Origin of the sequence: Pseudomonas sp. Irchel 3H7 (genome assembly GCF_900187605.1) — a bacterium.
In the GTDB taxonomy this organism is placed as follows: domain Bacteria; phylum Pseudomonadota; class Gammaproteobacteria; order Pseudomonadales; family Pseudomonadaceae; genus Aquipseudomonas.
In genome coordinates this window covers 722,035-746,830 of record NZ_FYEA01000001.1, presented here as the reverse complement: position 1 = coordinate 746,830, position 24,796 = coordinate 722,035, and the positions used below count along the sequence as shown (strand labels likewise).

General features: G+C 58.9%; 19 protein-coding genes. 11 read left to right on the top strand and 8 right to left on the bottom strand.

The features are described 5' to 3' along the window. Positions 1 to 48: 48 nt before the first annotated feature. Positions 49 to 1,239 carry a 2-methylaconitate cis-trans isomerase PrpF gene (gene prpF / locus CKW38_RS03450; RefSeq protein WP_095111825.1) on the top strand — a complete coding sequence of 397 codons (1,191 nt, stop codon included), beginning with the start codon at positions 49 to 51 and terminating at the stop codon, positions 1,237 to 1,239. 501 nt (positions 1,240 to 1,740) lie between these two features. Then, positions 1,741 to 3,225 carry a 2-methylcitrate dehydratase gene (gene prpD / locus CKW38_RS03445; protein WP_095111824.1) on the top strand — a complete coding sequence of 495 codons (1,485 nt, stop codon included), beginning with the start codon at positions 1,741 to 1,743 and terminating at the stop codon, positions 3,223 to 3,225. Positions 3,226 to 3,314: 89 nt separating this feature from the next. On the opposite strand, the gene CKW38_RS03440 is transcribed toward prpD, so the two are convergent. Beyond that, complete coding sequence (locus CKW38_RS03440; protein WP_176472277.1) at positions 3,315 to 4,229, bottom strand: DMT family transporter; 915 nt, start codon at positions 4,227 to 4,229, stop codon at positions 3,315 to 3,317. Between the two features lie 114 nt (positions 4,230 to 4,343). On the opposite strand from CKW38_RS03440, the gene CKW38_RS03435 reads away from it, so the two are divergent. After that, entirely contained in the window at positions 4,344 to 5,753 is a 1,410-nt protein-coding gene (locus CKW38_RS03435) for a PLP-dependent aminotransferase family protein (RefSeq protein ID WP_095111822.1), read from the top strand. 123 nt (positions 5,754 to 5,876) lie between these two features. Here the strand turns inward: CKW38_RS03435 and CKW38_RS03430 are convergent, their stop codons facing one another. After that, positions 5,877 to 6,695, bottom strand: coding sequence for a pyruvate, water dikinase regulatory protein (locus CKW38_RS03430; RefSeq protein ID WP_007916411.1), 819 nt, complete (start codon positions 6,693 to 6,695; stop codon positions 5,877 to 5,879). A 174-nt stretch (positions 6,696 to 6,869) separates the two neighbouring features. Here CKW38_RS03430 and ppsA point away from each other — a divergent pair, with 174 nt between their 5' ends. The 8 genes from ppsA (at position 6,870) to CKW38_RS03390 (ending at position 15,025) form a co-directional block, all read left to right on the top strand. Further along, positions 6,870 to 9,245 (top strand): phosphoenolpyruvate synthase, encoded by a 2,376-nt coding sequence (gene ppsA, locus CKW38_RS03425; RefSeq protein WP_007916410.1) that lies wholly within the window; start codon positions 6,870 to 6,872, stop codon positions 9,243 to 9,245. 96 nt (positions 9,246 to 9,341) lie between these two features. Then, positions 9,342 to 10,331, top strand: a complete 990-nt coding sequence (locus tag CKW38_RS03420) for an alpha/beta fold hydrolase (RefSeq protein ID WP_095111821.1) — start codon at positions 9,342 to 9,344, stop codon at positions 10,329 to 10,331. A gap of 225 nt (positions 10,332 to 10,556) precedes the next feature. Further along, positions 10,557 to 11,048 carry a ribonuclease E activity regulator RraA gene (gene rraA, locus CKW38_RS03415; RefSeq protein ID WP_053118708.1) on the top strand — a complete coding sequence of 164 codons (492 nt, stop codon included), beginning with the start codon at positions 10,557 to 10,559 and terminating at the stop codon, positions 11,046 to 11,048. A 22-nt stretch (positions 11,049 to 11,070) separates the two neighbouring features. Continuing rightward, the gene (locus CKW38_RS03410; protein ID WP_077571829.1) at positions 11,071 to 12,066 is read left to right on the top strand and encodes a zinc transporter ZntB; all 996 of its coding nucleotides are present in this window, start codon (positions 11,071 to 11,073) and stop codon (positions 12,064 to 12,066) included. A 63-nt stretch (positions 12,067 to 12,129) separates the two neighbouring features. Further along, positions 12,130 to 12,375 (top strand): hypothetical protein, encoded by a 246-nt coding sequence (locus CKW38_RS03405; protein WP_007916402.1) that lies wholly within the window; start codon positions 12,130 to 12,132, stop codon positions 12,373 to 12,375. A 2-nt stretch (positions 12,376 to 12,377) separates the two neighbouring features. Then, positions 12,378 to 13,202, top strand: a complete 825-nt coding sequence (locus CKW38_RS03400; protein ID WP_007916401.1) for a mechanosensitive ion channel domain-containing protein — start codon at positions 12,378 to 12,380, stop codon at positions 13,200 to 13,202. A 90-nt stretch (positions 13,203 to 13,292) separates the two neighbouring features. Then, on the top strand, positions 13,293 to 13,883 hold the full coding sequence (gene sigX, locus CKW38_RS03395) for an RNA polymerase sigma factor SigX (RefSeq protein WP_011333251.1): 591 nt from the start codon (positions 13,293 to 13,295) through the stop codon (positions 13,881 to 13,883). Positions 13,884 to 13,990: 107 nt separating this feature from the next. Next, positions 13,991 to 15,025, top strand: a complete 1,035-nt coding sequence (locus CKW38_RS03390) for an OmpA family protein (RefSeq protein ID WP_016985589.1) — start codon at positions 13,991 to 13,993, stop codon at positions 15,023 to 15,025. A gap of 97 nt (positions 15,026 to 15,122) precedes the next feature. Here the strand turns inward: CKW38_RS03390 and cobA are convergent, their stop codons facing one another. From cobA to CKW38_RS03360, 6 genes are all read right to left on the bottom strand, one after another. Beyond that, positions 15,123 to 15,890, bottom strand: a complete 768-nt coding sequence (cobA, locus tag CKW38_RS03385; protein WP_007916397.1) for a uroporphyrinogen-III C-methyltransferase — start codon at positions 15,888 to 15,890, stop codon at positions 15,123 to 15,125. Between the two features lie 13 nt (positions 15,891 to 15,903). Next, positions 15,904 to 18,618 (bottom strand): nitrate reductase, encoded by a 2,715-nt coding sequence (locus CKW38_RS03380; RefSeq protein ID WP_095111820.1) that lies wholly within the window; start codon positions 18,616 to 18,618, stop codon positions 15,904 to 15,906. Further along, positions 18,618 to 18,935 carry a nitrite reductase small subunit NirD gene (gene nirD, locus CKW38_RS03375; protein WP_095111819.1) on the bottom strand — a complete coding sequence of 106 codons (318 nt, stop codon included), beginning with the start codon at positions 18,933 to 18,935 and terminating at the stop codon, positions 18,618 to 18,620. Before nirD ends, CKW38_RS03380 begins: the two co-directional genes overlap by 1 nt. Continuing rightward, on the bottom strand, positions 18,932 to 21,385 hold the full coding sequence (gene nirB, locus CKW38_RS03370; RefSeq protein ID WP_095111818.1) for a nitrite reductase large subunit NirB: 2,454 nt from the start codon (positions 21,383 to 21,385) through the stop codon (positions 18,932 to 18,934). The genes nirD and nirB overlap by 4 nt, the downstream gene beginning before the upstream one ends. Positions 21,386 to 21,798: 413 nt before the next feature. Then, complete coding sequence (locus CKW38_RS03365; RefSeq protein WP_095111817.1) at positions 21,799 to 23,469, bottom strand: bifunctional protein-serine/threonine kinase/phosphatase; 1,671 nt, start codon at positions 23,467 to 23,469, stop codon at positions 21,799 to 21,801. A 7-nt stretch (positions 23,470 to 23,476) separates the two neighbouring features. Then, positions 23,477 to 24,688, bottom strand: a complete 1,212-nt coding sequence (locus CKW38_RS03360; RefSeq protein WP_095111816.1) for a NarK/NasA family nitrate transporter — start codon at positions 24,686 to 24,688, stop codon at positions 23,477 to 23,479. Positions 24,689 to 24,796: the final 108 nt, after the last annotated feature.

Sequence of the window (24,796 nt, the reverse complement as noted above, 5' to 3'; positions counted from 1 at the left end):
TGATGTGGGCATGGGATTTTAAGTCCCATGCTTTCGGTAAGGAGCAATATGGCTCACGCACCACAGATTAAAATCCCCGCCACCTACATGCGCGGCGGCACCAGCAAAGGCGTGTTCTTCAGCCTCAAGGATCTGCCCGAAGCGGCGCAGATTCCAGGCCCGGCTCGCGACGCTTTATTGCTGCGCGTGATCGGCAGTCCCGACCCCTACGACAAACAAATCGACGGCATGGGCGGCGCGACTTCAAGCACCAGCAAAACCGTGATTCTGTCGAAAAGCATCAAGGCTGATCACGACGTCGATTACCTGTTCGGTCAGGTCTCCATCGACAAGCCCTTTGTGGATTGGAGCGGTAACTGCGGCAACCTCTCGGCAGCGGTCGGTTCGTTCGCCATCAGCAACGGTCTGGTCGATGCCAGCCGCATTCCGCACAACGGTGTTGCGGTGGTGCGCGTGTGGCAGGCCAACATCGGCAAAACGATTATTGCCCACGTGCCGATCACCAACGGCGAAGTGCAGGAAACCGGTGATTTCGAGCTCGACGGCGTGACCTTTCCGGCCGCCGAAGTGCAAGTCGAATTCATGGACCCGGCGGCAGAAGAAGAGGGCGGCGGCGGTTCGATGTTCCCCACCGGCAATCTCATCGATGAGCTGCAAGTGCCGGGTGTTGGCACGTTCAAGGCGACCATGATCAACGCGGGTATCCCGACGATCTTCGTCAACGCCGCAGACATCGGTTACACCGGCACCGAACTGCAGAGCGCGATCAACAGCGATCCGCAAGCGTTGCAGATGTTCGAGACGATTCGGGCTTATGGCGCGTTGCGCATGGGTCTGATATCGAATCTGGATGAAGCGGCGAAACGGCAACACACACCGAAAGTCGCGTTCGTTGCCAAGCCTGCGGATTACGTGGCGTCGAGTGGTAAAGCGGTTGGCGCTGGGGATGTCGATTTGCTGGTGCGGGCGTTGTCGATGGGCAAGTTGCACCACGCGATGATGGGCACGGCGGCGGTGGCGATCGGGACGGCGGCAGCGATTTCCGGCACCTTGGTCAACCTTGCAGCGGGTGGCGTTGAACGTAATGCCGTGCGCTTCGGGCATCCGTCCGGAACGTTGCGCGTTGGCGCTGAAGCCAGCCTGGAAAACGGCGAGTGGATCGTCAAAAAAGCCATCATGAGCCGTAGCGCGCGTGTCCTGATGGAGGGTTACGTGCGCATTCCCGGTGACTCTTTCTGATTCGAGATCTTTTACCCTCATCGGAACGCCGCCCGCCCATCCCTCTCCCAAAGGGAGAGGGGGCCGACCGAGGTGTCTGGGGTTGTACATCGACCTGAAAGATCGAGTCGATTATGGATTCAGGGGGCCGACCGAGGTGTCTGGGGTTGTACATCGACCTGAAAGATCGAGTCGATTATGGATTCAGGGGGCCGACCGAGGTGTCTGGGGTTGTGCATCGACCTGAAAGATTGCGGCGATTATGGATCCGGGGGCTGATCGAGGTTTTTGAAATTATGCATTGACCCGATCGATTATGGATTCAATGGAGATCGCTCACGTCGGTGAACCTCTACAGCATCCCCCAATCAGTTCCCTCTCCCTCGGGAGAGGGCTAGGGTGAGGGGCCCCACCCACTGAAGAAACACCAAACAAGCAGGCACCCCAGACCTGCAATCAACCAAACCCGCCAAGCCCTGAGGAAGACCGCACCACTCATCATTCCCGCACAGGAGAACCGCAATGAGCGCCAACGTCGACCTGAACAACCGCCCCGACTACGACCGTGTCCTGCAGGACATCGCCGATTATGTCCTTACCTTCAAAGTCACCTCTGCCGAAGCCCTCGACACCGCCCGCAACTGCCTGATGGACACACTGGGCTGCGGTCTGCTGGCGCTGCGCTTCCCCGAATGCACCAAACACCTTGGCCCGATCGTCGAAGGGACGGTGGTTCCTTACGGTGCGCGGGTCCCCGGAACCAGCTACCGCCTCGACCCGGTCAAAGCCGCGTGGGACATCGGCTGCATCGTCCGTTGGCTCGATTACAACGACACCTGGCTCGCCGCCGAGTGGGGTCATCCATCCGACAATCTCGGCGGGATTCTTGCGGTGGCTGATCACCTCTCACAGAAGCGTCTGGCCAACGCTGAAGCGCCGCTGACCATTCGCGATGTGCTGGAAGCGATGATCATGGCCCACGAGATTCAAGGCGTGATCGCTCTGGAAAACTCCTTCAACCGCGTAGGACTCGATCACGTCATTCTGGTGAAAGTTGCTTCAACCGCTGTCACCGCCAAACTGATGGGCGCCAATCGTGAGCAACTGTTGTCGGCGTTGTCTCACGCGTTTGCCGATGGTCAGGCGCTGCGCACTTACCGGCACGCCCCAAACGCCGGTTCGCGAAAATCCTGGGCAGCAGGGGATGCGTCGAGTCGTGGCGTGCGTCTGGCCGATATTGCCCTGCGCGGCGAGATGGGCATTCCCGGAGTGCTGACTGCGAAACAGTGGGGTTTTTATGACGTGCTGTTCAGCCACACCAACAGTGATCTGGCGTTGAAACCCGAGAACAAACGCGCCTTCAGTTTCTCGCGGCCGTTCGGCAGTTACGTGATGGAAAACGTGCTGTTCAAGATCAGTTTCCCCGCCGAGTTCCACGCGCAGACCGCCTGTGAAGCAGCGGTGACACTGCACCCGCAAGTGCGCAATCGTCTGCATGAAATCGACCGGATCGTCATCACCACTCACGAATCGGCGATTCGCATCATTTCCAAAGTCGGGCCGCTGGCCAATGCCGCCGACCGCGACCACTGCATCCAGTACATGACCGCCGTGCCGCTGGCGTTCGGCAATCTGGTCGCCGAGCAGTACGAAGATGATTTCCACAAGGCGCACCCGATCATCGATGTGCTGCGCGAGAAAATGGTTATCGTCGAAGATCCGCGTTTCACTCGCGAATATCTGGAGGCCGACAAACGCTCGATCGCCAACGCCGTGCAGGTGTTTTTCAAGGACGGCAGCAGCACCGACAATGTCGTGGTGGAATACCCGATCGGTCATCGCCGCCGCCGTGTCGAGGGCATTCCGTTGCTGGAAGACAAGTTCAAAGCCAACCTGGCCACGCGTTTCACAGGCCAGCGCAGCGGCGAAATCTTCGCGTTGTGCAAGGATCAGACGCAGCTGGAGTCCACCCCGGTAAACCGTTTCGTCGACCTATTTGTGATCTGACGAACAACCTGTAGGAGCTGCCGCAGGCTGCGATCTTTTGACTTTTATTGTAAAAAACAAGATCAAAAGATCGCAGCCTTCGGCAGCTCCTACACGGACCGCGTACGCCATTTTTCGATGGGCAATTTGGTGATCGCAAAGCCGCTCAACAAAATCGCCGAATAGATCATCAGCTCCCGGGACAGGGTTTGTCCCTCGTACCAGGCGCCGATGATCACGGCGAACACCGGGAAAATGATAAACACGAACGACAGGATGATTGGGCTTAGGCGTTTAAGCAGCAGAAAGTAAACGATGAATCCGCCGACCGAGGCCACCAGCCCGAGATAGAACAGGGCGGCCCACGAGCGTGTTGTCACTTGCGCAAACACCGGCGTTTCGACGCTCAATCCGACAATAAATAACATCGCTCCGGCAATGCCGATCGGCAGCGTGTTGTAGGTAATCACGCTGATCGCGCTGCCATGTTTTTTCGTCACCACGTAACACAGCGCATGCATCACCGCCGCACACAGAATCGCCAACACGCCAAGCCATTCGGCCTGATCCAGATGCAGACCCTGGCTGCGAATAATCATGAACAGACTGCCGAAACCGATCGCGATACCGAGCATTTGCGACGGGTAGATTTTCTCGCGCAGAAACAGCGCGGAAAACAGCAGGATAAACACCGGCATGCAACTGAACAGCAGCGCTGTCAGGCCGGACGACACGTGCATCTCGCCATAGTTGAGCAGGTAGTAGGGCAGACTGAAATACGACAGCGTGACGAACACAAAAAACCAGCGGCTTGGTCGAGGAAACAACAGCGGTTCCTTGCGCAACAGCGCAAAGCTCAGGAACAGCGGAAAGGCGATCAGAAAACGCAGGCCGGCAGCGGTCAGCGGCGGCACGCTTTCCACCGCAATCTTGATCCCCAGCCACGTCGTACCCCAACTCAGGCAGACGATCAGAAACAGCGTGCTGGTGAGCAATCCGGCGAGCCAGGGTTTGCTGATGTTCATCGGTGTGCTGACGGCGGTCGACATGCGGCGTGCTCCGAACGGTGGAATTGACCTGATCGTGGAATCGGTCTATTTCTGATTGAACCTGTTTTCAGCACGCTATTCGGGGCGAGAATGACTGTCAAAGTAAGTATTGCCATGGTGTCAATCCTCCGCGACGGCCTCGCCAATGGCGTCGGCGTGAAGTACAAACGCTTGGCCGATGCGGTCGCACAGGCTATCGACGAAGGTGTGATCGATGCGGGATGCAAGTTGCCGCCGCACCGATTGCTGGCCGACAGCCTGGGCGTGACCATCGGTACGATCAGCCGTGCCTACGGTGAATTGGAACGTGTGGGATTGGTCCTCGCCCGCGTCGGAGATGGCACTTATGTCTGTCAGCGGGGGATGGAGCGGCCGCAGGACAAAGGCTTTCGCAATGTCAGCGATGAGCCACCAATCTGTTTCGACATGAGCCGCAATCAGCCGATTCCCGCGCAGGAAGCGGCGTTCATGAGCCAGAGCCTGCAAGAGCTGGCCAGTGATCCGCGGGTGTTACAGCAGTTGACCGGTTACACCGCCGAAGCAGGGCTGGCACGGCACCGATTGGCCGGGGCGGTCTGGTTGCAGCATGAAGCGTATGTCCCGCACGCCGATCAGGTGTTGTGCGTCAACGGCGGCCAGCATGGTCTGTTGTGCGCGTTGATGGGGCTGCTCAAGGCCGGCGACACAGTGATCACCGAGCATTTGTCCTACCCCGGATTGATCGGCGTCGCACGCCAGCTTGGGATAAAACTTGTCGGCGCAGCGATGGATGACGAAGGACTGTTGCCGTCAGCACTGGAGGACATCTGCCGTCAACATCGTGTTTCGGCGCTGTATTGCACGCCGACGATCCAGAATCCTACGGCTGCGGTCATGTCGATCCCACGGCGCGAGGCGATTGCCGACATCTGCCGCCAGCATAATTTGCTGATTATCGAAGACGAAGCCCATGCGGTTCTGGATCGCCAGCGCCCGTTGCCGCTGAGTTATTTCGCGCCTGAACGCTCGGTGTTGATTGGCAGCCTGAGCAAGGCTGTTTCTGCCGGTTTGCGCGTCGGTTATCTGCACGCGCCGCAAGCTTTGATCGGGCGTTTGAGCGCCGCCATTCGCGCGACGTGCTGGATGGCCAATCCGTTATCGATGGAAGTGGCCAGTCTGTGGATTGAAAGCGGTATGGCCGAGCGTTTGCTGGACGAACAGATCAGCGAGATCGCTCGGCGCAAGGCTTTGGTGGCACCTGTTCTGCAAGGCTTGGACTACAAGACTCACCCTTACAGTCCGCATTTCTGGGTGCAAGTGCCTGAGCTGTGGCGGGCGTCGCAGATTGCGGCGGAGTTGAAGGAGAACAACTATCTGGTGGCCACCGCTGAGGCGTTTGCGGTGGGGCATGCAGCGGTGCCGCAATTTATTCGGGTGAGTGTGTGTAATGCGGTGGGGGATGATCGGTTGTTGCTTGCAGGTTTTGAAGCTTTAAGCCGGGCACTGACAGAGATCGTGTAATCGTTCATCGCGAGCAGGCTCACTCCTACAATGAATCTCTGTCGTCCACATGATCTGTGCCCGCTGAAGATCAACTGTAGGAGTGAGCCTGCTCGCGATAGCGGTCGCACAGACACCAGCAATCTACTTGAAGCGCCGCTCCACACCTTTCTCCACCAGAATCTTCGCCGAAATCTCTTCCACCGAAAAATGCGTGGAGTTGATGTTCGGGATGTTCTCGCGACGGAACAAATTCTCCACCTCGCGCACTTCGAATTCGCACTGGGCGTAGCTCGAATAACGACTGTTGGGCTTGCGCTCATTGCGGATAGCGGTGAGGCGGTCCGGGTCGATGGTCAGGCCGAACAGCTTGTGCTGATGGGCGCGCAGGGCCGTTGGCAGGGTCAGGCGCTCCATGTCGTCTTCGGTCAGCGGATAGTTGGCCGCGCGGATGCCGAACTGCATGGCCATGTACAGACACGTCGGCGTTTTGCCGCATCGCGACACGCCCACTAGTATCAAATCGGCTTTGTCGTAATAGTGCGTGCGCGCACCGTCGTCATTGTCGAGGGCGAAGTTCACCGCCTCGATGCGCTCCATGTAATTGGAGTTGTGCCCGATCGAGTGGGACTTGCCGACGGTGTAGGAAGAATGCTCGGTCAGTTCCTGCTCAAGCGGGGCGAGGAAGGTCGAGAAAATATCGATCATGAAACCATTGGAGGTTGCGAGAATCTCACGGATGTCCTGATTGACGATGGTGTCGAAGATGATCGGGCGGAAGCCGTCGGTTTCGGCGGCTTTGTTGATTTGTTGTACCATGGCCCGCGCTTTATCCACGCTGTCGATGTACGGTCGCGTGAATTTGCTGAAGGTAATGTTTTCGAACTGCGCCAGAAGGCTTTGACCCAGGGTTTCGGCAGTGATGCCGGTGCCATCGGAGATGAAGAAAGCAGATCGTTTCATTTGCACCTTGGGCCTTAAGCTAGTAACGAATCTTGGATATGATAGGCGCGATTTGTCGGCCGCCATTGGCCCGCATTCTCACTTATTTTCCAGGTCCAGGCCATACAACCGGCCAAGGCTCCCCCGGGCCGCCGGTTTCTGAGCTTTTCCAACACAGTTAGTGGAGAGATCACCTTGGTAGAGTACGTAGTTTCCCTCGATAAGCTCGGCAAACACGATGTTGAGCATGTGGGGGGCAAGAACGCATCCCTGGGCGAGATGATCAGTAACCTGGCAGGCGCCGGTGTTTCGGTCCCCGGCGGCTTCGCCACGACGGCTCAGGCTTATCGTGATTTCCTCGAACTGAGCGGCCTCAACGACCAGATCCACCAGGCCCTCGACGCGCTCGACGTTGATGACGTCAACGCCCTGGCCAAGACCGGCGCGCAGATCCGTCAATGGATCATGGAAGCCGAATTCCCTGAAAAACTGAATGCCGAAATCCGCACCGCGTTTGCCGCGCTGTCGGCCGGCAACCCTGACGTGGCCGTGGCCGTGCGTTCTTCCGCCACCGCCGAAGACTTGCCGGACGCCTCGTTCGCCGGTCAGCAGGAAACCTTCCTGAACATCCGTGGTGTGGAAAACGTTATCCGCGCCGCCAAAGAAGTGTTCGCTTCGCTGTTCAACGACCGTGCGATTTCCTACCGCGTGCACCAGGGCTTCGACCACAAACTGGTCGCCCTGTCGGCTGGCGTGCAGCGCATGGTGCGTTCGGAAACCGGCACTGCCGGCGTGATGTTCACCCTCGATACCGAATCCGGTTTCCGTGACGTGGTGTTTATCACCGGCGCCTACGGCCTGGGCGAAACCGTCGTACAAGGCGCGGTCAACCCGGACGAGTTCTACGTGCACAAGGGCACGCTGGAGGCCGGTCGCCCGGCGATCCTGCGTCGCAACCTGGGCAGCAAAGCCATCAAGATGATCTACGGCGACGAGGCCAAGGCCGGTCGTTCGGTCAAGACCATCGACGTCGACAAGGCTGACCGCGCGCGTTTCTGCCTGTCCGACGCTGAAGTCAGCGAACTGGCCAAGCAAGCGATGATCATCGAGAAGCACTACGGCTGCCCGATGGACATCGAGTGGGCCAAGGACGGTGACGACGGCAAGTTGTACATCGTGCAGGCGCGTCCGGAAACCGTGAAAAGCCGCACCCAGGCCAACGTCATGGAACGTTACCTGCTGAAAGAAACCGGCACCGTGCTGGTGGAAGGTCGTGCGATTGGCCAGCGTATCGGCGCCGGTAAAGTGCGCATCATCAAGGACGTCTCCGAGATGGACAAAGTCCAGCCGGGCGACGTGCTGGTTTCCGATATGACCGACCCGGACTGGGAACCGGTGATGAAGCGCGCCAGCGCCATCGTCACCAATCGTGGCGGGCGTACTTGCCACGCAGCGATCATCGCTCGCGAGCTGGGTATTCCTGCTGTGGTTGGTTGCGGCAACGCCACCCAATTGCTGAAGGATGGCCAGGGCGTGACCGTGTCCTGCGCCGAAGGCGACACCGGCTACATCTTCGAAGGCGAACTGGGCTTCGACATCAAGAAGAACTCCGTCGACGCCATGCCGGAGCTGCCGTTCAAGATCATGATGAACGTCGGCAACCCGGATCGTGCCTTCGACTTCGCGCAACTGCCGAACGCCGGTGTCGGCCTGGCTCGTCTTGAGTTCATCATCAACCGCATGATCGGCGTCCACCCGAAAGCGCTGTTGAACTACGACGGTCTGCCGCAGGAAATCAAAGACAGCGTCGACAAGCGTATCGCCGGTTACAACGACCCGGTCGACTTTTACGTCGACAAACTGGTGGAAGGCATCAGCACCCTGGCGGCGGCGTTCACGCCGAAGAAAGTCATCGTGCGCCTGTCGGACTTCAAGTCCAACGAATACGCCAACCTGATCGGCGGCAAGCTGTACGAGCCGGAAGAAGAAAACCCGATGCTGGGCTTCCGTGGCGCTTCGCGTTACATCAGCGAATCGTTCCGTGACTGCTTCGAACTCGAATGCCGTGCGCTGAAACGTGTGCGCAACGAGATGGGCCTGACCAACGTCGAAATCATGGTGCCGTTCGTCCGTACCTTGGGCGAAGCGAGTCAGGTCGTCGATCTGCTCGCCGAAAACGGCTTGAAGCGCGGCGAAAACGGTCTGCGCGTGATCATGATGTGCGAACTGCCATCCAACGCGATCCTTGCTGAAGAATTCCTCGAATTCTTCGACGGTTTCTCGATCGGCTCCAACGACTTGACGCAGTTGACCCTGGGTCTGGACCGCGATTCCGGTATCATCGCGCACCTGTTTGACGAGCGTAATCCGGCGGTCAAGAAGCTTCTGGCCAACGCGATTGCAGCGTGCAACAAGGCCGGCAAGTACATCGGTATCTGCGGTCAGGGTCCTTCGGACCACCCGGATCTGGCCAAGTGGCTGATGGAGCAGGGCATCGAAAGCGTGTCGCTGAACCCGGATACGGTGCTGGAAACCTGGTTCTTCCTCGCCGAAGGTCAGACACCGGCTTAAAGAGTATGTGAACGGCCCGCTCCCACAGGGGGCGGGCCTTGAGATTCAAGTAGGGCGGGCTCCTGTAGATGCCGCCCTTTTTTGTGCAAGAGCATTATGCAAAGCAGCAGCAACTTATTTCCTGTCGCCCTGATCAGCGCCGAACGGCGCGGCGATCTGAGCGAAGACGTGTATCGACTGAAACCCGGCAACAGCCCCGACTGGTCCGTGGAAATCGCTGTGACCCGCTTGGGCATGGCCGATGACACGGCGCCTCGCGGTGTGCCGGTTATTTTGCTGCACGGCAGTTTTTCCAATCGACGCTTCTGGTTTTCACCCAAAGGCCTGGGCCTGGGCGCATATCTGACGCGACTGGGGTTCGACGTTTGGATTCCGGAGATGCGCGGTCACGGCCTGTCGCAGCGCAATGAGGAATACCGACGCAACCGTGTCGCCGACTATGCCCGCTACGATCTGCCGGCGATTGCCGCATTCGTGCGAGAGCAGAGCGGGCAGATTCCGCACTGGATCGGCCATTCGCTGGGCGGCATCACCTTGGCCGCGGCGCTCGGTGGCGAATACCTTGGCGAGCCTGCCGTAGCTTCTGCGGCGTTTTTCGGTACTCAGGTCAGCCGCACCTACTGGCCGCTGAAAATCCCGCCAGTGGAGTGGAGTGGGCGCTTTATTCTCAAGCGCTTCGCGCAACTGTCGGGTTCGCGCCTCAAGCGTGGCCCGGAAGATGAGCCGATCGGCCTGGCGCTGGAAAGCATGCGCTGGTACGGCTTGTTCGGCCGTTTTGGCGACAAGGACAAGGATTGGTGGGCGGGTCTGGCGGACGTCAAGGTGCCGGTGCTGGCAGTGACGGCGGCGGGGGATCATCAGGATCCGGCCTGGGCCTGTCGCAAACTGTTCGAACAGATCGGCTCCGAGCACAAGCAATTCGTCAATCTGGGGCGCGAACAGGGTTTCACCGATAATTTCGGTCATGTTGAAATGTTGGTGAGCAAAGCGGCGCAGAATGAAGTGTGGCCGTTGGTAGCGCGCTGGTTGAACGATCAGCACACGCCGTTACTGGGCGAGAAGCCTGATCTGGCTGCTGCGGTCTGAGACGGGGCTGGGTAAAGGGCATTTCGTAAAGGTCGGCTTGCGGCTAAGATATGACGAATTGTGCGGTTCTGGTCATATTCGGTGGCAGTTTAGCGATTAAGTTTCAGCGTTTGTTCAGGTTCATTCAGCGAACATTCAATGAGCTAAGGTAAACAGCGACCACCGGAACTCGTCTCTTCAGAACGCGGCATCCTTGATCGTCTTGCTTTTTACAGGAGTTTTTCGATGAACCATTACCTTACGCCTGACCTGTGCGACGCCTATCCGGAGCTGGTGCAGGTGCTGGAACCGATGTTCAGCAATTTCGGCGGCCGTGATTCGTTCGGCGGCGAAATCGTGACCATCAAATGCTTCGAAGACAACTCGCTGGTCAAGGAACAGGCTGAGCTCAAGGGCAACGGCAAAGTGCTGGTGGTCGATGGCGGCGGTTCACTGCGTCGCGCGCTGCTGGGTGACATGATCGCCGAGAAAGCCGCTAAAAACGGCTGGGAAGGGCTGGTGATCTATGGCTGCATCCGTGACGTCGACGTCATTGCGCAGACCGATCTGGGCGTGCAGGCTTTGGCCAGCCATCCGATGAAAACCGAAAAGCGCGGCCTCGGTGACCTCAACGTCCCGGTGACTTTCGCCGGTGTGACGTTCCACCCGGGCCACTACATTTATGCGGACAACAACGGCGTAATTATCTCGCCGAGCCCGCTGCAGATGCCTGAATAAGATTTTCGACAAAGGGATGCGGATGTTCGAGGAAGAAAACGCGCAATGGGGGCTGGTGCATGCCCTGGTGCTGGACGGAAAAGGCGGTGCGCGTTCGATAGCCCGGACTGAGCTCGACGATTTACAGCTGCAGGCCCATGAAAGCCTGTGGCTGCATTGGGATCGCAGCCATCCGCAAACGCAGACCTGGCTGCGCAAATCCAGCGGTCTAAATGAATTCACCTGCGATCTGCTGCTGGAAGAGAACACTCGACCGCGCCTGTTGCCGTTGCCGGATTCCGAGCTGCTGCTGTTTCTGCGTGGGGTCAATCTCAACCCGGGTGCCGAGCCGGAAGACATGGTCTCGGTGCGCATTTTCGCTTCAGCTCAGCGGGTGATTTCCCTGCGTTTGCGTCCATTGCGCGCCACCGATGAATTACTGGTGCAATTGGCGGACGGCAAAGGTCCGAAAACTGCCTCTGAACTCATCCTCTATCTGGCGCAGTTCCTCACCAACAAGGTGCAGGATCTGGTCACTTGCCTCTCGGAAATCGCCGATGAGGAAGAAGAAAAAATGGATGCCGACGAACGGTATACCCCCGAGCATGGCGCCATTCTGCACATCCGCCGCCGGGCCGCTGGGTTGAAGCGTTTTCTTGCGCCGCAGCGGGATATTTTCGGACAACTGACGCGGATAAAACTGCCGTGGTTTGTCGATGACGATGCCGATTACTGGAACGAATTGAACAACAGCCTGACCCGCTATCTCGAAGAACTCGAATTGACCCGAGAGCGCGTGGGGCTTGTGCTGGAGGCCGAAGACCGGCGGTTGAGCGAGCGCATGAATCGCACGATGTACCGCTTCGGGATCATCACCTGCATCTTTTTGCCGATGAGTTTCATCACCGGTCTGCTGGGCATCAACGTCGGCGGAATTCCGTTCTCCAGCAGCCCATATGGTTTCCTGATCGCCTGCTTGACGGTACTCGCCCTGGCCTTCGGTCAGTGGTGGTTATTCCGTCGTTTGCGCTGGGTCTGACGATGGCGCATGTGACCCGACCAAATCTGCCCGCGTCTTTCACAGACATCACGAGAGGTGCGTATGCACGATCCGTTTGAACAGTCTTTGCGCGACATGCTCAACGCTTCGCCGTCCAGCCGCGACGACGATGCGTGCCTGGGCCGCGTACTCAAAACCGCCAACCGCCAGGTCGGCGCCGGTGATTTGTTCAGCCTGCTGGGCCGCTGGCTGCCCGCGCTGATGATCGCCCTGAATAACGGCTCGGCCCATGTCTCGCCGGTTTCCCGTCGTAAACCTACCGCTCGCACTGCTGATAAGGCTGATTGAATATGGAACTCGACCTCTGGACTCAGAGCCTCGTCACTGCAATGACTGCGTTGTGGACCAAAGTAGCCAACTTCATCCCGAACCTGTTCGGCGCACTGGTCGTGCTGCTGTTGGGTTTCGTTGTGGCCAAGCTGCTCGATACCTTGCTCTCCAAGCTGCTCGCCAAACTGGGTCTTGATCGCCTGATGGGTGGTACCGGGCTGACCAAGTTGATGTCGCGTGCGGGGCTGCAAGTTCCGATTTCAACGCTGATCGGTAAAATCGTTTACTGGTTCGTTCTGCTGATTTTTCTGGTTTCTGCAGCAGAATCCCTTGGCCTCGAGCGAGTTTCGGCTACGCTGGATATGTTGGCGCTCTATTTGCCGAAAGTATTCGGCGCGGCGCTGGTGTTGCTGGTGGGTGTTTTGCTCGCGCAACTGGCCAACGGGCTGGTGCGCGGGGCGGCAGAAGGCGTAGGCCTGGACTACGCTTCGGGGCTTGGGCGAATTGCCCAGGGGCTGGTGATCATCATCAGCATCTCGGTCGCGATCAGTCAGCTTGAGGTCAAGACCGACCTGCTGAACCATGTGATTGTCATCGTTTTGATTACCGTTGGTCTGGCCGTTGCGCTGGCCATGGGTTTGGGAAGCCGGGAAATTGCCGGTCAGATTCTTGCGGGAATCTATGTGCGTGAGTTGTATCAGGTTGGGCAACAAGTGCGTGTTGGCGAGGTCGAAGGCCAGATCGAGGAGATCGGCACGGTTAAAACCACATTGCTGACCGATGAGGGTGAGCTAGTCTCTCTTTCCAATCGGATCCTGCTGGAACAGCATGTGAGTAGCCGCTAATCCGGCAAACCCTGCTAATGTATGCCGCCGCGAAATGCCAGCTGATGCTGGTCGCGGTGGACATTGACCTGACTGTCGGCACGACTTGTTTTGAATAAAGCCCAAACGCTATCCACGCGCTACGACCCCCGCGAGCTCTCTGATGAGGAGTTGGTCGCGCGCTCGCATACCGAGCTGTTTCACGTAACGCGCGCCTATGAAGAACTGATGCGGCGTTACCAGCGAACATTATTTAACGTTTGTGCGAGATATCTTGGGAACGATCGCGACGCAGACGATGTCTGTCAGGAAGTCATGTTGAAGGTGCTGTATGGCCTGAAGAACTTCGAGGGGAAATCGAAGTTCAAAACGTGGCTCTACAGCATCACGTACAACGAATGTATTACGCAGTATCGGAAGGAACGGCGAAAGCGTCGCTTGATGGACGCATTGAGTCTTGACCCCCTCGAGGAAGCGTCCGAAGAAAAGGCGCCGAAACCCGAGGAGAAGGGCGGGCTTGATCGCTGGCTGGTGTATGTGAACCCGATTGACCGTGAAATTCTGGTGCTTCGATTTGTCGCAGAGCTGGAATTTCAGGAGATCGCAGACATCATGCACATGGGTTTGAGTGCGACAAAAATGCGTTACAAACGTGCTCTAGATAAATTGCGTGAGAAATTTGCAGGCATTGCTGAAACTTAGTTCAGCGCAAATATCTCTTACGTGTAGGCAAGTTCTGATAGACTTGCCGCCGAGTTGTCCCCCGGTTTGCGGGACTGCTTCACAATCACCAGATGGGGATTTAACGGATGAAACTGAAAAACACCTTGGGCTTGGCCATTGGTTCTCTGATTGCCGCCACTTCGTTCGGCGCTCTGGCACAAGGCCAAGGCGCAGTTGAAATCGAAGGCTTCGCAAAGAAAGAACAATTCGACAGCGCTCGTAACTTCAAGAACAACGGCAACCTGTTCGGCGGTTCGATCGGTTACTTCCTGACCGACGACGTTGAACTGCGTCTGGGCTACGACGAAGTGCACAACGTACGTTCCGACGACGGTCGTAACATCAAGGGCGCGAACACCGCTCTGGACGCTCTGTACCACTTCAACAACCCAGGCGACATGCTGCGTCCATACGTATCGGCTGGTTTCTCCGATCAGAGCATCGGTCAGAACGGTTCCGGCGGTCGTGACCGCTCCACCTTCGCCAACCTGGGCGCTGGTGCCAAGCTGTACTTCACCGAGAACTTCTACGCCCGTGCTGGCGTTGAAGCTCAGTACAACATCGACCAGGGCGACACCGAGTGGGCTCCTAGCGTTGGTATCGGTGTGAACTTCGGTGGCGGCTCCAAGCCTGCTGCTGCTCCAGTTCCAGCACCAGCTGAAGTCTGCTCCGACAGCGACAACGATGGCGTTTGCGACAACGTTGACAAGTGCCCGGACACCCCAGCCAACGTAACTGTTGACGCTGACGGCTGCCCAGCAGTTGCTGAAGTTGTTCGTGTTGAGCTGGACGTTAAGTTCGACTTCGACAAGTCGGTTGTGAAGCCAAACAGCTACGGCGACATCAAGAACCTGGCTGACTTCATGAAGCAGTACCCATCCACCACCACTACTGTTGAAGGTCACACTGACTCCGTCGGTCCTGACGCTTACAACCAGAAACTGTCCGAGCGTCGTGCAAACGCCGTTAAGCAAGTTCTGACCAACCAGTACGGTGTTGAATCGTCCCGCGTTCAGTCTGTTGGCTACGGCGAATCCCGCCCAGTTGCTGACAACAAAACTGAAGCTGGCCGCGCTGTAAACCGTCGCGTAGAAGCGCAGGTTGAAGCTCAAGCTAAGTAATTAGCTGCCGCTCTGAGAAAAGCCCGGCTTAGGCCGGGCTTTTCTTTGTCTGCGATTTGGCTTTGCAGTTTTAAAAGATCGCAGCCTTCGGCAGCTCCTACATGAAATCTGCATACGTCCTGTAGGAGCTGCCGCAGGCTGCGATCTTTTGCTCTTCAACAATGGCTGCCACCGCACCAATTACCAAAATCGCCGGGCTTTTCAGCCCAAACCTGAACGCATCAGCACTCATGCTCGCCAGATCACTCCGGCATTCGCGCTGCTCTGGCAACGACGCATTCTCGATCATCGCCACCGGCGTATCCGCTGCCATCCCGCCCGCCAGCAACTGATCGCGAATCTCGCCTAGCTTGGCCACCCCCATGTAAACCACCAGCGTTGTGCCGCCCTGCGCCAGTGCCTGCCAGTTCAACTGGCTGTCATCCTGAGTATGCGCAGTCACCAGCGTTACCCCGCGTGCGACCCCACGCAACGTCAGCGGAATATCGCACTGCGTCGCCCCGGCCAGCCCGGCGGTGATGCCATTGACCAACTCCACCTCGACGCCACGCTCACGCAGCCAATGCGCCTCTTCACCCCCTCGACCGAAAATGCACGGATCGCCACCCTTGAGCCGCACCACACACTTGCCGTGGCGGGCATAGCGCAGCATCAGTCGATGAATGAACGCTTGCGGTGTCGAGCGGCAGCCACCGCGTTTACCCACGGCAATGATGCGCGCATCAGGGCAGTGCTCCAGCACCGCCTCGTTGACCAGATCATCGATCAGCACCACGTCGGCCTCGCGCAGAGCGCGCACCGCTTTGAGGGTCAGCAGTTCCGGATCGCCGGGGCCCGCGCCTACCAGCCAGACTTTTGCATTCATGCTGCTTTCCTCATCAGATGATGGCGACCGGCTGCAACTCGGCAGCCAGCAAACGCTTTATTTCCGGGACGCACGAACCGCATTGCGTGCCGCAACCCAAATTGCTTTTCAAGCCTTGCAGATCCAGCCCTTGGCGAATGCCGGCGCAGACCGCGTTGAGGCTGACGTTGTTGCAGTTGCACAGGGTCTTATCCGCAGCGATCTGCGCCCCGGCACTGCCCGGCGGCGCACTCATCGGTGCCAGCAACCAACGCCGCAGTTGTTCGTCGGCACGGCCTTCCAGCCACAACCCTTGCAGCCAATGCCGGGCGAGGGTTTCGCCGGCCAGGCGAATCGCGGTGATTCGGCCGTTTTCAATACGCACGCGCTTGCCAATGGCCCGGCGCGGATCGTCATAGGCCAAAACCGGGCCGTCGATCAGCGACAGGCATCGGTCGATTTCACTGAGCAATTGCGCATCCGGTGCCTCGCTGCTGGCAGCGCGTATCAGCAATGCCGATCGTTCACGTCCGACAAGGCTGAGGCTAACGTAGGAAAATGCCTCACAGAGCGGTCGTAGCGTCTCGAAGTGCCGTTGAACATCACCTTCGATCAGTGCGAAAAGCTGCCACGGCAGATTGACCGGTTCCAGGCGCACGCCGCTGTGTTTGAGTTCCGGTTGTTTCGACAAAGGATCGAAGGCCGGCAGGGTCAGGCTGTTCACGCCGCCCTTGAGGAAGCGATCGCCCCAGTGCATTGGTAGAAACGCTTGTCCCGGACGTACGCTGTCATCACTGGCGACCGCAACAATTACCGCGCCGCGACGACTTTTCAGATTGACCAGATCGCCCGGCTGCAAACGATGCCGGCGCATTTCATCTGGATGCAGGCTCAACACCGCTTCGTTGACATGCCCGAACAGTTGCGCCGCCGTACCGGTGCGGCTCATACCGTGCCATTGATCACGCAAGCGGCCAGTGATCAACGTCAGTGGAAAGCGTGCATCGCGTTGTTCTTTGGCGGCACGATACGGGTCGGCGATGAATTGCGCGCGCTCGTTGGCGGTTGGGAAAATCCCGTCTTCGTACAGTCGTGGCGTTCCTCGCCGCGCTCCGACAGGGAAGGGCCATTGCTGCGGTCCGATCTCGTCGATCAGCGCGTGACTGATCCCGGACATATCCAGATCCCGCCCACGCGTCAGCCCTTTGAATTCATCGAACAGTTGCGCAGGTTGGGTGAAAGTAAACAGGCTCGATGCAGAGGGGCGCAGACGTTTCTCCAGACGCTGCGCGAAATCTACCGTAATCGCCCAATCCGGCCGCGCCTCACCCGGTGGGAGAATGGCTTTGCGCACGTGGGAAATGCGTCGCTCGGAATTGGTCACCGAACCTTCTTTCTCGCCCCAACTGGCGGCGGGCAGCAGCAGATCGGCGAATGCTGCGGTTTCAGTCGTGCGAAAGGCTTCTTGCAGAACCACAAACGGGCAAGCTTCCAGCGCCGCGCGCACCGCACTCTGATCCGGCATCGATTGCGCAGGGTTGGTGCAGGCAATCCACAACGCCTTGATCTTGCCGCTGCGCACTTGCTCGAACAGTTCGATGGCGCTGAGACCAGTGCTTTCCGGCAACCGATCAACGCCCCAATAAGCCGCCACTTCAGCGCGGTGTTCAGGGTTGGCCGCGTCTCGATGGCCCGGCAACAGATTCGACAAACTACCGGTTTCGCGCCCGCCCATGGCATTCGGCTGACCGGTGAGGGAGAAAGGTCCTGCACCCGGACGACCGATTTGCCCGGTGGCCAAGTGCAGATTGATCAACGCGCTGTTTTTTGCGCTACCGGCCGTGGACTGGTTCAAACCCATGCACCACAACGACAGAAAACTCGGCGAAGTGCCAACCCATTCGGCGCATTGCTGCAGTTGCTCGACGCTGATGCCGCATAACTGTGAAACCATTTGCGGGGTGTAATCGCGCACCAGACTCTTCAGTTCAGCAAGGCCTTCCGTGTGCGTTTTGACGAAATCGCGGTCGATCCAGTCCTCCCACAACAACAGATGCAAAATCCCATGGAATAAAGCGACATCGGTACCGGGCAGAATCGCCAGGTGCAGATCGGCGAGGTCGCAGGTGTCGGTGCGTCGTGGATCAATGACGATGACTTTCATCTGCGGGCGGCGGGATTTTGCTTCCTCCAGCCGACGGAAAAGTACTGGATGGGCGTAGGCCATGTTACTGCCGACGATCATTACGCAATCGCTGAGTTCCAGGTCCTCATAGCTGCACGGCGGGGCGTCGGCGCCGAGGCTGCGCTTGTAGCCGACCACGGCTGAAGACATGCACAGGCGTGAATTGCTGTCGATGTTGTTGGTGCCAACCAACGCCCGCGCCAGTTTGTTGAAGGCGTAGTAGTCCTCGGTCAGCAACTGTCCGGAGATATAGAACGCGACGCTGTCCGGGCCGTGTTCGGCGATGGTTTCTGCGAACACGTTGGCGGCATGTTCCAGCGCAGTGTCCCAATCCGTGCGGCTGCGCGCCAGGCCTTTGCCCAAACGCAGTTCCGGGTACAGCGCGCGGGCCGCGAGGTCGCCGGTCAGGTGCAGGGTCGAGCCTTTGCTGCACAGTTTGCCGAAGTTGGCCGGGTGCGCCGGATCGCCGCTGACGCCGAGGATGCGCTCGCCGTCATGCTCGATCAGCACGCCGCAGCCGACCCCGCAATAACAGCAGGTCGAGGCGGTCGTCTGGCGGTTCATCAGATGGCGTCCCGCAGAGCCAACTGCACCCGACCATTCTCGACCCGCGCCGGGTGATGGTGCGCGCAACCGATGTCCGGCGCCTGCGCCTCGCCGGATTGCAGGTCGATCTGCCAATTGTGCAGCGGACAGGCCACGCGTTTTCCGTAGATCAAACCTTGTGACAACGGCCCACCCTTGTGTGGGCAGCGGTCGTCGAGGGCGAAAACTTCGTCGTCGCTCGTACGAAAAATCGCAATGTCACCTTTCGGCCCGGCAATGATTCGCGAACCGAGGGTATTGATCTCGTCGAGGGCACAGATATCCAGCCAGTTCATGCCGGCACCTCCAGGTTTTTCACTGAAATTACGTCGAATTCTTTTTTCAGTTGCGGCTGCGCTAGACGTTCTTTCCAAGGGTCTTGCTCGAACGACAGGGAGAATTGCAGGCGTTCGTTCAGCGCTTTGCGGCGCTCGGGGTCTTCCAGCACGGCTTTCTTGATGTGCTCCATGCCGACCCGCTGCAGGTAGTGCACGGTGCGTTCGAGGTAGAAGGCTTCTTCGCGATACAGCTGCAGGAACGCACCGTTGTATTCGCGCACTTCTTCGGCGGTTTTCAGCTTGACGAAGAATTCGGCGACTTCGGTTTTGATCCCGCCGTTACCGCCGATGTACATCTCCCAACCGGAGTCGACGCCGATGATTCCTACGTCTTTGATCCCCGCTTCCGAGCAGTTGCGTGGGCATCCGGAAACAGCGAGTTTCACTTTGTGCGGTGACCACATGTTGAACAGGTCGTGCTCAAGCTCGATGCCCAGTTGTGTCGAGTTTTGCGTGCCGAAGCGGCAGAACTCACTGCCGACGCAGGTTTTCACCGTGCGGATGGATTTGCCGTAGGCGTGGCCGGAGGGCATGTCGAGATCCTTCCAGACGCCAGGCAGATCCTGCTTCTTGATGCCGAGCAAATCGATACGCTGGCCGCCGGTGACCTTGACCATCGGCACCTGATACTTGTCAGCCACATCGGCAATCCGCCGCAGTTCCGAAGGATTGGTCACGCCGCCCCACATGCGTGGTACCACCGAGTAAGTGCCGTCCTTCTGGATGTTGGCGTGTGCACGTTCGTTGATCAGGCGCGATTGCGGATCGTCCTTGGCTTCGCCGGGCCAGGTGGAAATCAGGTAATAGTTGAGGGCCGGGCGGCACGTTGCGCAACCGTTCGGCGTGCGCCAGTTGAGGTAGCTCATGGTGCCGGCGATGGTCAGCAGATGCTGCTCGCGAATGGCTTGGCGGATCTGTCCGTGGTTGAGGTCGCTGCAACCGCAGATGGCTTTTTCGCTTTTCGGTTTGACATCCGCTGCGCCGCCGACGGTGTTGATCAGGATCTGCTCGACCAGTCCGGCGCAGGAGCCGCAGGAGCTGGCCGCTTTGGTGTGTTTCTTCACCTCATCGACGCTGAACAGGCCGTGTTCCTGAATGGCTTTGACGATAGTGCCTTTGCACACACCGTTGCAGCCGCAGACTTCGGCGGTGTCGGCCATGACCATGGCTTTGTCCTGGCCCTGATGTCCTACGTCACCCAAAGCGTTTTCGCCAAACATCAGGTGATCGCGGATCTCGCCGATGGCGTGATTCTCACGAATCTGGCGGAAATACCAACCGCCATCTGCCGTATCGCCGTACAGACAGGCGCCGACCAGCACGTCATCCTTGATCACCAGTTTTTTGTACACGCCGCCGATCGGGTCGGAGAGGGTGATGGTTTCCGTACCTTCGCCGCCCATGAAGTCGCCAGCGGAAAACAGGTCGATGCCGGTGACTTTGAGTTTGGTCGAGGTCACCGAACCCTGATAACGGGCGAAGCCCAGTTGTGCGAGGTGGTTGGCGCAAACCTTGGCCTGCTCGAACAGTGGCGCGACCAGACCGTAGGCAATGCCACGGTGGCTGGCGCACTCGCCGATGGCGTAGATGCGTGGGTCGTAAGTTTGCAGGGTGTCGTTGACCAGGATCCCGCGATTGCACGGGATGCCGGCCTTTTCCGCGAGTTCGGTGTTGGGGCGAATACCGGCGGCCATCACCACCAGGTCGGCGGGGATAATGTCGCCGTTCTTGAATTGCACCGAGCCGACCCGGCCATTGCCGGCGTCATGCAAGGCCTGGGTCTGTTCGCACAGACGGAAATGCAAGCCACGGGATTCAAGGGCGCTTTGCAGCAGTTGACCGCTGGTTTTATCGAGTTGGCGTTCCAGCAACCATTCGCCGATGTGCACCACGGTGACGTGCATGCCGCGCAACATCAGGCCATTGGCGGCTTCGAGGCCGAGCAGGCCACCGCCGATGACCACCGCGTGTTTGTGGGTTTTCGCGGTGTCGATCATCGCCTGGGTGTCGGCAATGTCGCGATAGCCGATCACGCCGTGCAGGGTGTTGCCGGGGATCGGCAAGATGAACGGTGTCGAGCCAGTGGCGATCAGCAGGCGATCGTATTCGGCTTCGGTGCCGTCCTCGGCGATCACCCGGCGTTTGACCCGGTCAATCTCCACCACTTTGCGGTTGAGCAACAACTTGATGTTGTTTTCCAGGTACCAGTCGAGGTCGTTGAGCACGATCTCCTCGAAGGTCTGCTCACCGGCCAGCACCGGCGAGAGCAGGATGCGATTGTAGTTGGTGTGTGGTTCGGCGCCGAAGACGGTGATGTCGTACAGCTCGTTGCTCAGCTTGAGCAATTCTTCGAGGGTGCGGACCCCGGCCATGCCATTGCCGATCATCACCAGTTTGAGTTTTTTCATCAGGTTCTCCGGGAGCTGCGGCTGGCCTCTTGTGGGCAGTCAGGCCTTGCTCGACAAATTTTGCGCAAACAAAAAAAGGCGTCCCGCTAGTTGCCTAGCGAGGACGCCTTTGTCCTGGTCCCGTTCTCTCGGGAAGCGCAGCCTTCGTCGTTGAAGGTTGGGCTTTATGTGTGTGCTGAGTGGGCTAATGCAGTGGTTGTGCCAAGTGGGAACAGTGGCGGGTTTATTGGGGTTTGGCAGGTTCTGAGGGTGATTTTTTGCACTGAATCGAGGCGGGTTGCTCGTTCGTGGGGCGCTCAGGTAGATGGATTTGTGGTGATTGGGCTGACGTCATCGCGAGCAGGCTCACTCCTACAGTGGAACGCGTTTCGAATTGTAGGAGTGAGCTTGCTAGCGATGGCCGCGACGCGGTGTCAGTGATGAAACAACAAAACCAGAAGCACCAGATTCCCGAGCAACGCCAGCAATGCCATCGTCCGCCAGACCTTCAGCGGCTCCCGCTCCAATAACGGTCGAGGCCGCACACTCAAACTCTGCCGCTCGCCCTGTTCCAGCACCAACAACCACTCTTCAGCCGTTTCAAACCGTTGTTGCAGATCCGCCGCCACGCCACGCTGCAGACTCTGCGCCAACCATTCCGGCAGATCAGGCCGATAGCGACTGGCAATCACCGGCAGACCAAATCGCGGCCGTTGAAACGCTTCAATCTCGCCATAAGGAAAATGCCCGGTAAGCAGGAAATACAGGGTCACGCCGACTGCATACAAATCCTGCTGCGCACTCGGCGGATCACCGCGAAACGCTTCCGGGGCGATGTAACTTGGGGTTCCGGGCAGCGTTGACGGCGCGTCTTCGGACAAGCCCGGGCAATACGCCAAGCCAAAATCCAGCAGGCGTAACTCGCCGTCGTCACCCCAATGCAGGTTTTCCGGTTTGATGTCCCGGTGCAGAATCTGCCGCCGATGCAAAAGCCCCACCGCGCGCAGCAGGCGCTCGGCGATATCCTGCCATTGCGCCAGCGGCAATGGGCCGGACTGCTGAAACAGCTGAGCCAGCGTTGTCCCGGAATATTCGCGCATCACGTAGTACAAATGCTGACGCTGCTGGCAGGCATGGACTTCAGGAAAGTGCCGGCCGGCCACGCGTTTCAGGAACCATTCCTCGGACAGCAGCGCTTGCCCGGCGCGAGGATCATCGCTGGAGCGCGACGGCAGGGTTTTCAACAGCCATGCCTGGCCTTGTCCATCGACAACCCGATACAGCAGCGATTGCTGACTCTGAGCGACAATCCCCTGAACCTGCCAGCCTTCGAAGGATTGGCCAGGTTTCAGCGGCGGCGGCAGGGGCCATTGCTGCAAATGAATCAATGCATCGCCGATATTCGCTTCACCCAGTGCATCGACGCGCACCAGCAATGCACTGGCATTGTCCTGACTCCCCGCCAGATGCGCGGCATTGACCAGCGTCTGCGCGGCGCTGTGCAGATCCGGTTGATCACGCAGAATCGCGGCAATCGCGGTATCGCCCAGCGTCGACCAGACTCCGTCACTGAGCAGCACAAAGCTTTCACCGTCACGCAGTTCACCGTCGAGGAAATCCAGCACCAGATGCTGATCCAGCCCCAATGCACGCTTGAGCACATGCTGCATGCCTGGCTGCTCCCAGACATGATCCTCCGAGATCCGCTGCAAACTATCGTCGTGCCAGCGATACACCCGGCAATCGCCGACGTGGGCGAGGGTAAAACGCCGACCGCGCATGACCAAAGCACTGACCGTGGTGAGCAACGGTTGCCCACCACCGTTGGCCTGCAACCAGCGATTTTGCGCGAGCAGCAGTCGGTCCAGTGCCTGCGCCACGCTCCAGGTTTCCGGTGTGGCGTAGTAGTCGAGCGCCAGCGCCTGCAAGGTCGAACGCGCAGCCAGTCCGCCATCGGCACACTGGCTGACGCCATCAGCGATAGCGAACAGATAACCCTTGCTCGCCGCCAGCGCCGGAGCGGGCGTGACCAAGCGCAAGGCGTCCTGATTCTCCGCACGCGGGCCGGTGGCGCTGGCTTCGGCAAAACTCAGTTGCAGGGCCATCGACGCTTCAGACCCGCGCTGCCGTCACCGCCGCCGAACCCCAGGTGGTTCTCCAGCGACGCTTGACGCCGTGCAGGCCAAACCACGCCAACACGCCAAGGCTGGCGAACAACCACAGGGCCAGTTGATAACTGCCGGTGCTCTGTTTGATCGCACCCATGCCGGCGGCCAAGGCGAAACCGCCGATGCCGCCGGCCATGCCGATCAGCCCGGTCATGACGCCGATCTCCAAGCGAAAACGCTGCGGCACCAGTTGGAACACCGCACCGTTGCCTGCCCCTAAACCGAGCATGGTGCAGACGAAAAGTGCCAGCGCCGCGTAGGAACTCGGCAGGTTGAAACCGACCGCGGCGATGCAGACGGCGGCGACGGTGTACATCGCCAGCAGTGTGCGGATACCGCCAAAGCGATCAGCCAGTGCGCCACCCAGCGGTCGCATCAAACTGCCGCCGAATACGCAGGCGGCGGTGTAGTAACCGGCCGTCACCGGACTCAGACCGTATTGATCGTTGAAATAGCCGGGCAGGGCGCTGGCCAGACCGATGAAGCCGCCGAAGGTCACGCTGTAGAAAAACATGAACCACCAGCTATCGCGGTCGCCCAAGGCTTTGAAGTAGTCAGCCATGGCTTTGGCTTTCGGCCGCTCAGGGGCGTTTTTTGCCAGCCAGGCGAACAATACCAACGTCAGGATCAACGGAATCAACGCGAAGCCGAAGACATTGCTCCAGCCGAACGCAGCCGCCAGTACCGGAGCGAGCAGTGCGGCAAACACGGTGCCCGAGTTGCCCGCACCGGCGATGCCCATGGCTTTGCCCTGATGCTGCGGCGGGTACCACTGCGACGCCAGTGGCAGAGCGACGGCAAACGATGCGCCAGCCATGCCGAGGAACAGGCCGAGTATCAGCGCCTGCTCGTAGCTATGAATGCCGATTTTCCAGGCACCGAACAGTGCGCAGATCACGATGACCTGGCCGATCAGCCCAGCGGTTTTCGGCGATAGCCGATCGGCGAGCATGCCCATCACAAAGCGCAGCACCGCGCCAGCGAGGATCGGCGTGGCGACGACGAGGCCACGTTGTTGTGTGGTCAGGTGCAGGTCGGCGGCAATCTGCACCGCCAGCGGGCCGAGCAGGTACCAGACCATGAAGCTCAGGTCGAAATAGAGGAAGGCCGCGAACAGAGTCGGGGTGTGGCCGGATTTCCAGAAGCTTGAATTCATCGCGCACCTCAGCTGAAAAGAGTCTCGAAAGGAGTCATGCAACAGCAGGTGGGGCGCCGCCACGGCCGCACCACCGACCCCGGGCTGTGGGGCCAAAACGCAAAAACG

Bases quoted from the DNA above. Each gene is read 5' to 3' on its own strand.
- nirD (WP_095111819.1), bottom strand. From the start codon at position 18,935: ATGAACTGGCTGGATATCTGTGCCCTCGACGAGATCAATACCCTCGGT.
- nirB (WP_095111818.1), bottom strand. From the start codon at position 21,385: ATGAAAAAACTCAAACTGGTGATGATCGGCAATGGCATGGCCGGGGTC.
- cobA (WP_007916397.1), bottom strand. From the start codon at position 15,890: ATGAATGCAAAAGTCTGGCTGGTAGGCGCGGGCCCCGGCGATCCGGAA.
- CKW38_RS03365 (WP_095111817.1), bottom strand. From the start codon at position 23,469: ATGGCCCTGCAACTGAGTTTTGCCGAAGCCAGCGCCACCGGCCCGCGT.
- CKW38_RS03435 (WP_095111822.1), top strand. From the start codon at position 4,344: ATGACTGTCAAAGTAAGTATTGCCATGGTGTCAATCCTCCGCGACGGC.
- CKW38_RS03420 (WP_095111821.1), top strand. From the start codon at position 9,342: ATGCAAAGCAGCAGCAACTTATTTCCTGTCGCCCTGATCAGCGCCGAA.
- prpD (WP_095111824.1), top strand. From the start codon at position 1,741: ATGAGCGCCAACGTCGACCTGAACAACCGCCCCGACTACGACCGTGTC.
- rraA (WP_053118708.1), top strand. From the start codon at position 10,557: ATGAACCATTACCTTACGCCTGACCTGTGCGACGCCTATCCGGAGCTG.
- CKW38_RS03440 (WP_176472277.1), bottom strand. From the start codon at position 4,229: ATGAACATCAGCAAACCCTGGCTCGCCGGATTGCTCACCAGCACGCTG.
- CKW38_RS03405 (WP_007916402.1), top strand. From the start codon at position 12,130: ATGCACGATCCGTTTGAACAGTCTTTGCGCGACATGCTCAACGCTTCG.
- prpF (WP_095111825.1), top strand. From the start codon at position 49: ATGGCTCACGCACCACAGATTAAAATCCCCGCCACCTACATGCGCGGC.
- CKW38_RS03390 (WP_016985589.1), top strand. From the start codon at position 13,991: ATGAAACTGAAAAACACCTTGGGCTTGGCCATTGGTTCTCTGATTGCC.
- CKW38_RS03360 (WP_095111816.1), bottom strand. From the start codon at position 24,688: ATGAATTCAAGCTTCTGGAAATCCGGCCACACCCCGACTCTGTTCGCG.
- CKW38_RS03380 (WP_095111820.1), bottom strand. From the start codon at position 18,618: ATGAACCGCCAGACGACCGCCTCGACCTGCTGTTATTGCGGGGTCGGC.
- CKW38_RS03400 (WP_007916401.1), top strand. From the start codon at position 12,378: ATGGAACTCGACCTCTGGACTCAGAGCCTCGTCACTGCAATGACTGCG.
- CKW38_RS03410 (WP_077571829.1), top strand. From the start codon at position 11,071: ATGTTCGAGGAAGAAAACGCGCAATGGGGGCTGGTGCATGCCCTGGTG.
- CKW38_RS03430 (WP_007916411.1), bottom strand. From the start codon at position 6,695: ATGAAACGATCTGCTTTCTTCATCTCCGATGGCACCGGCATCACTGCC.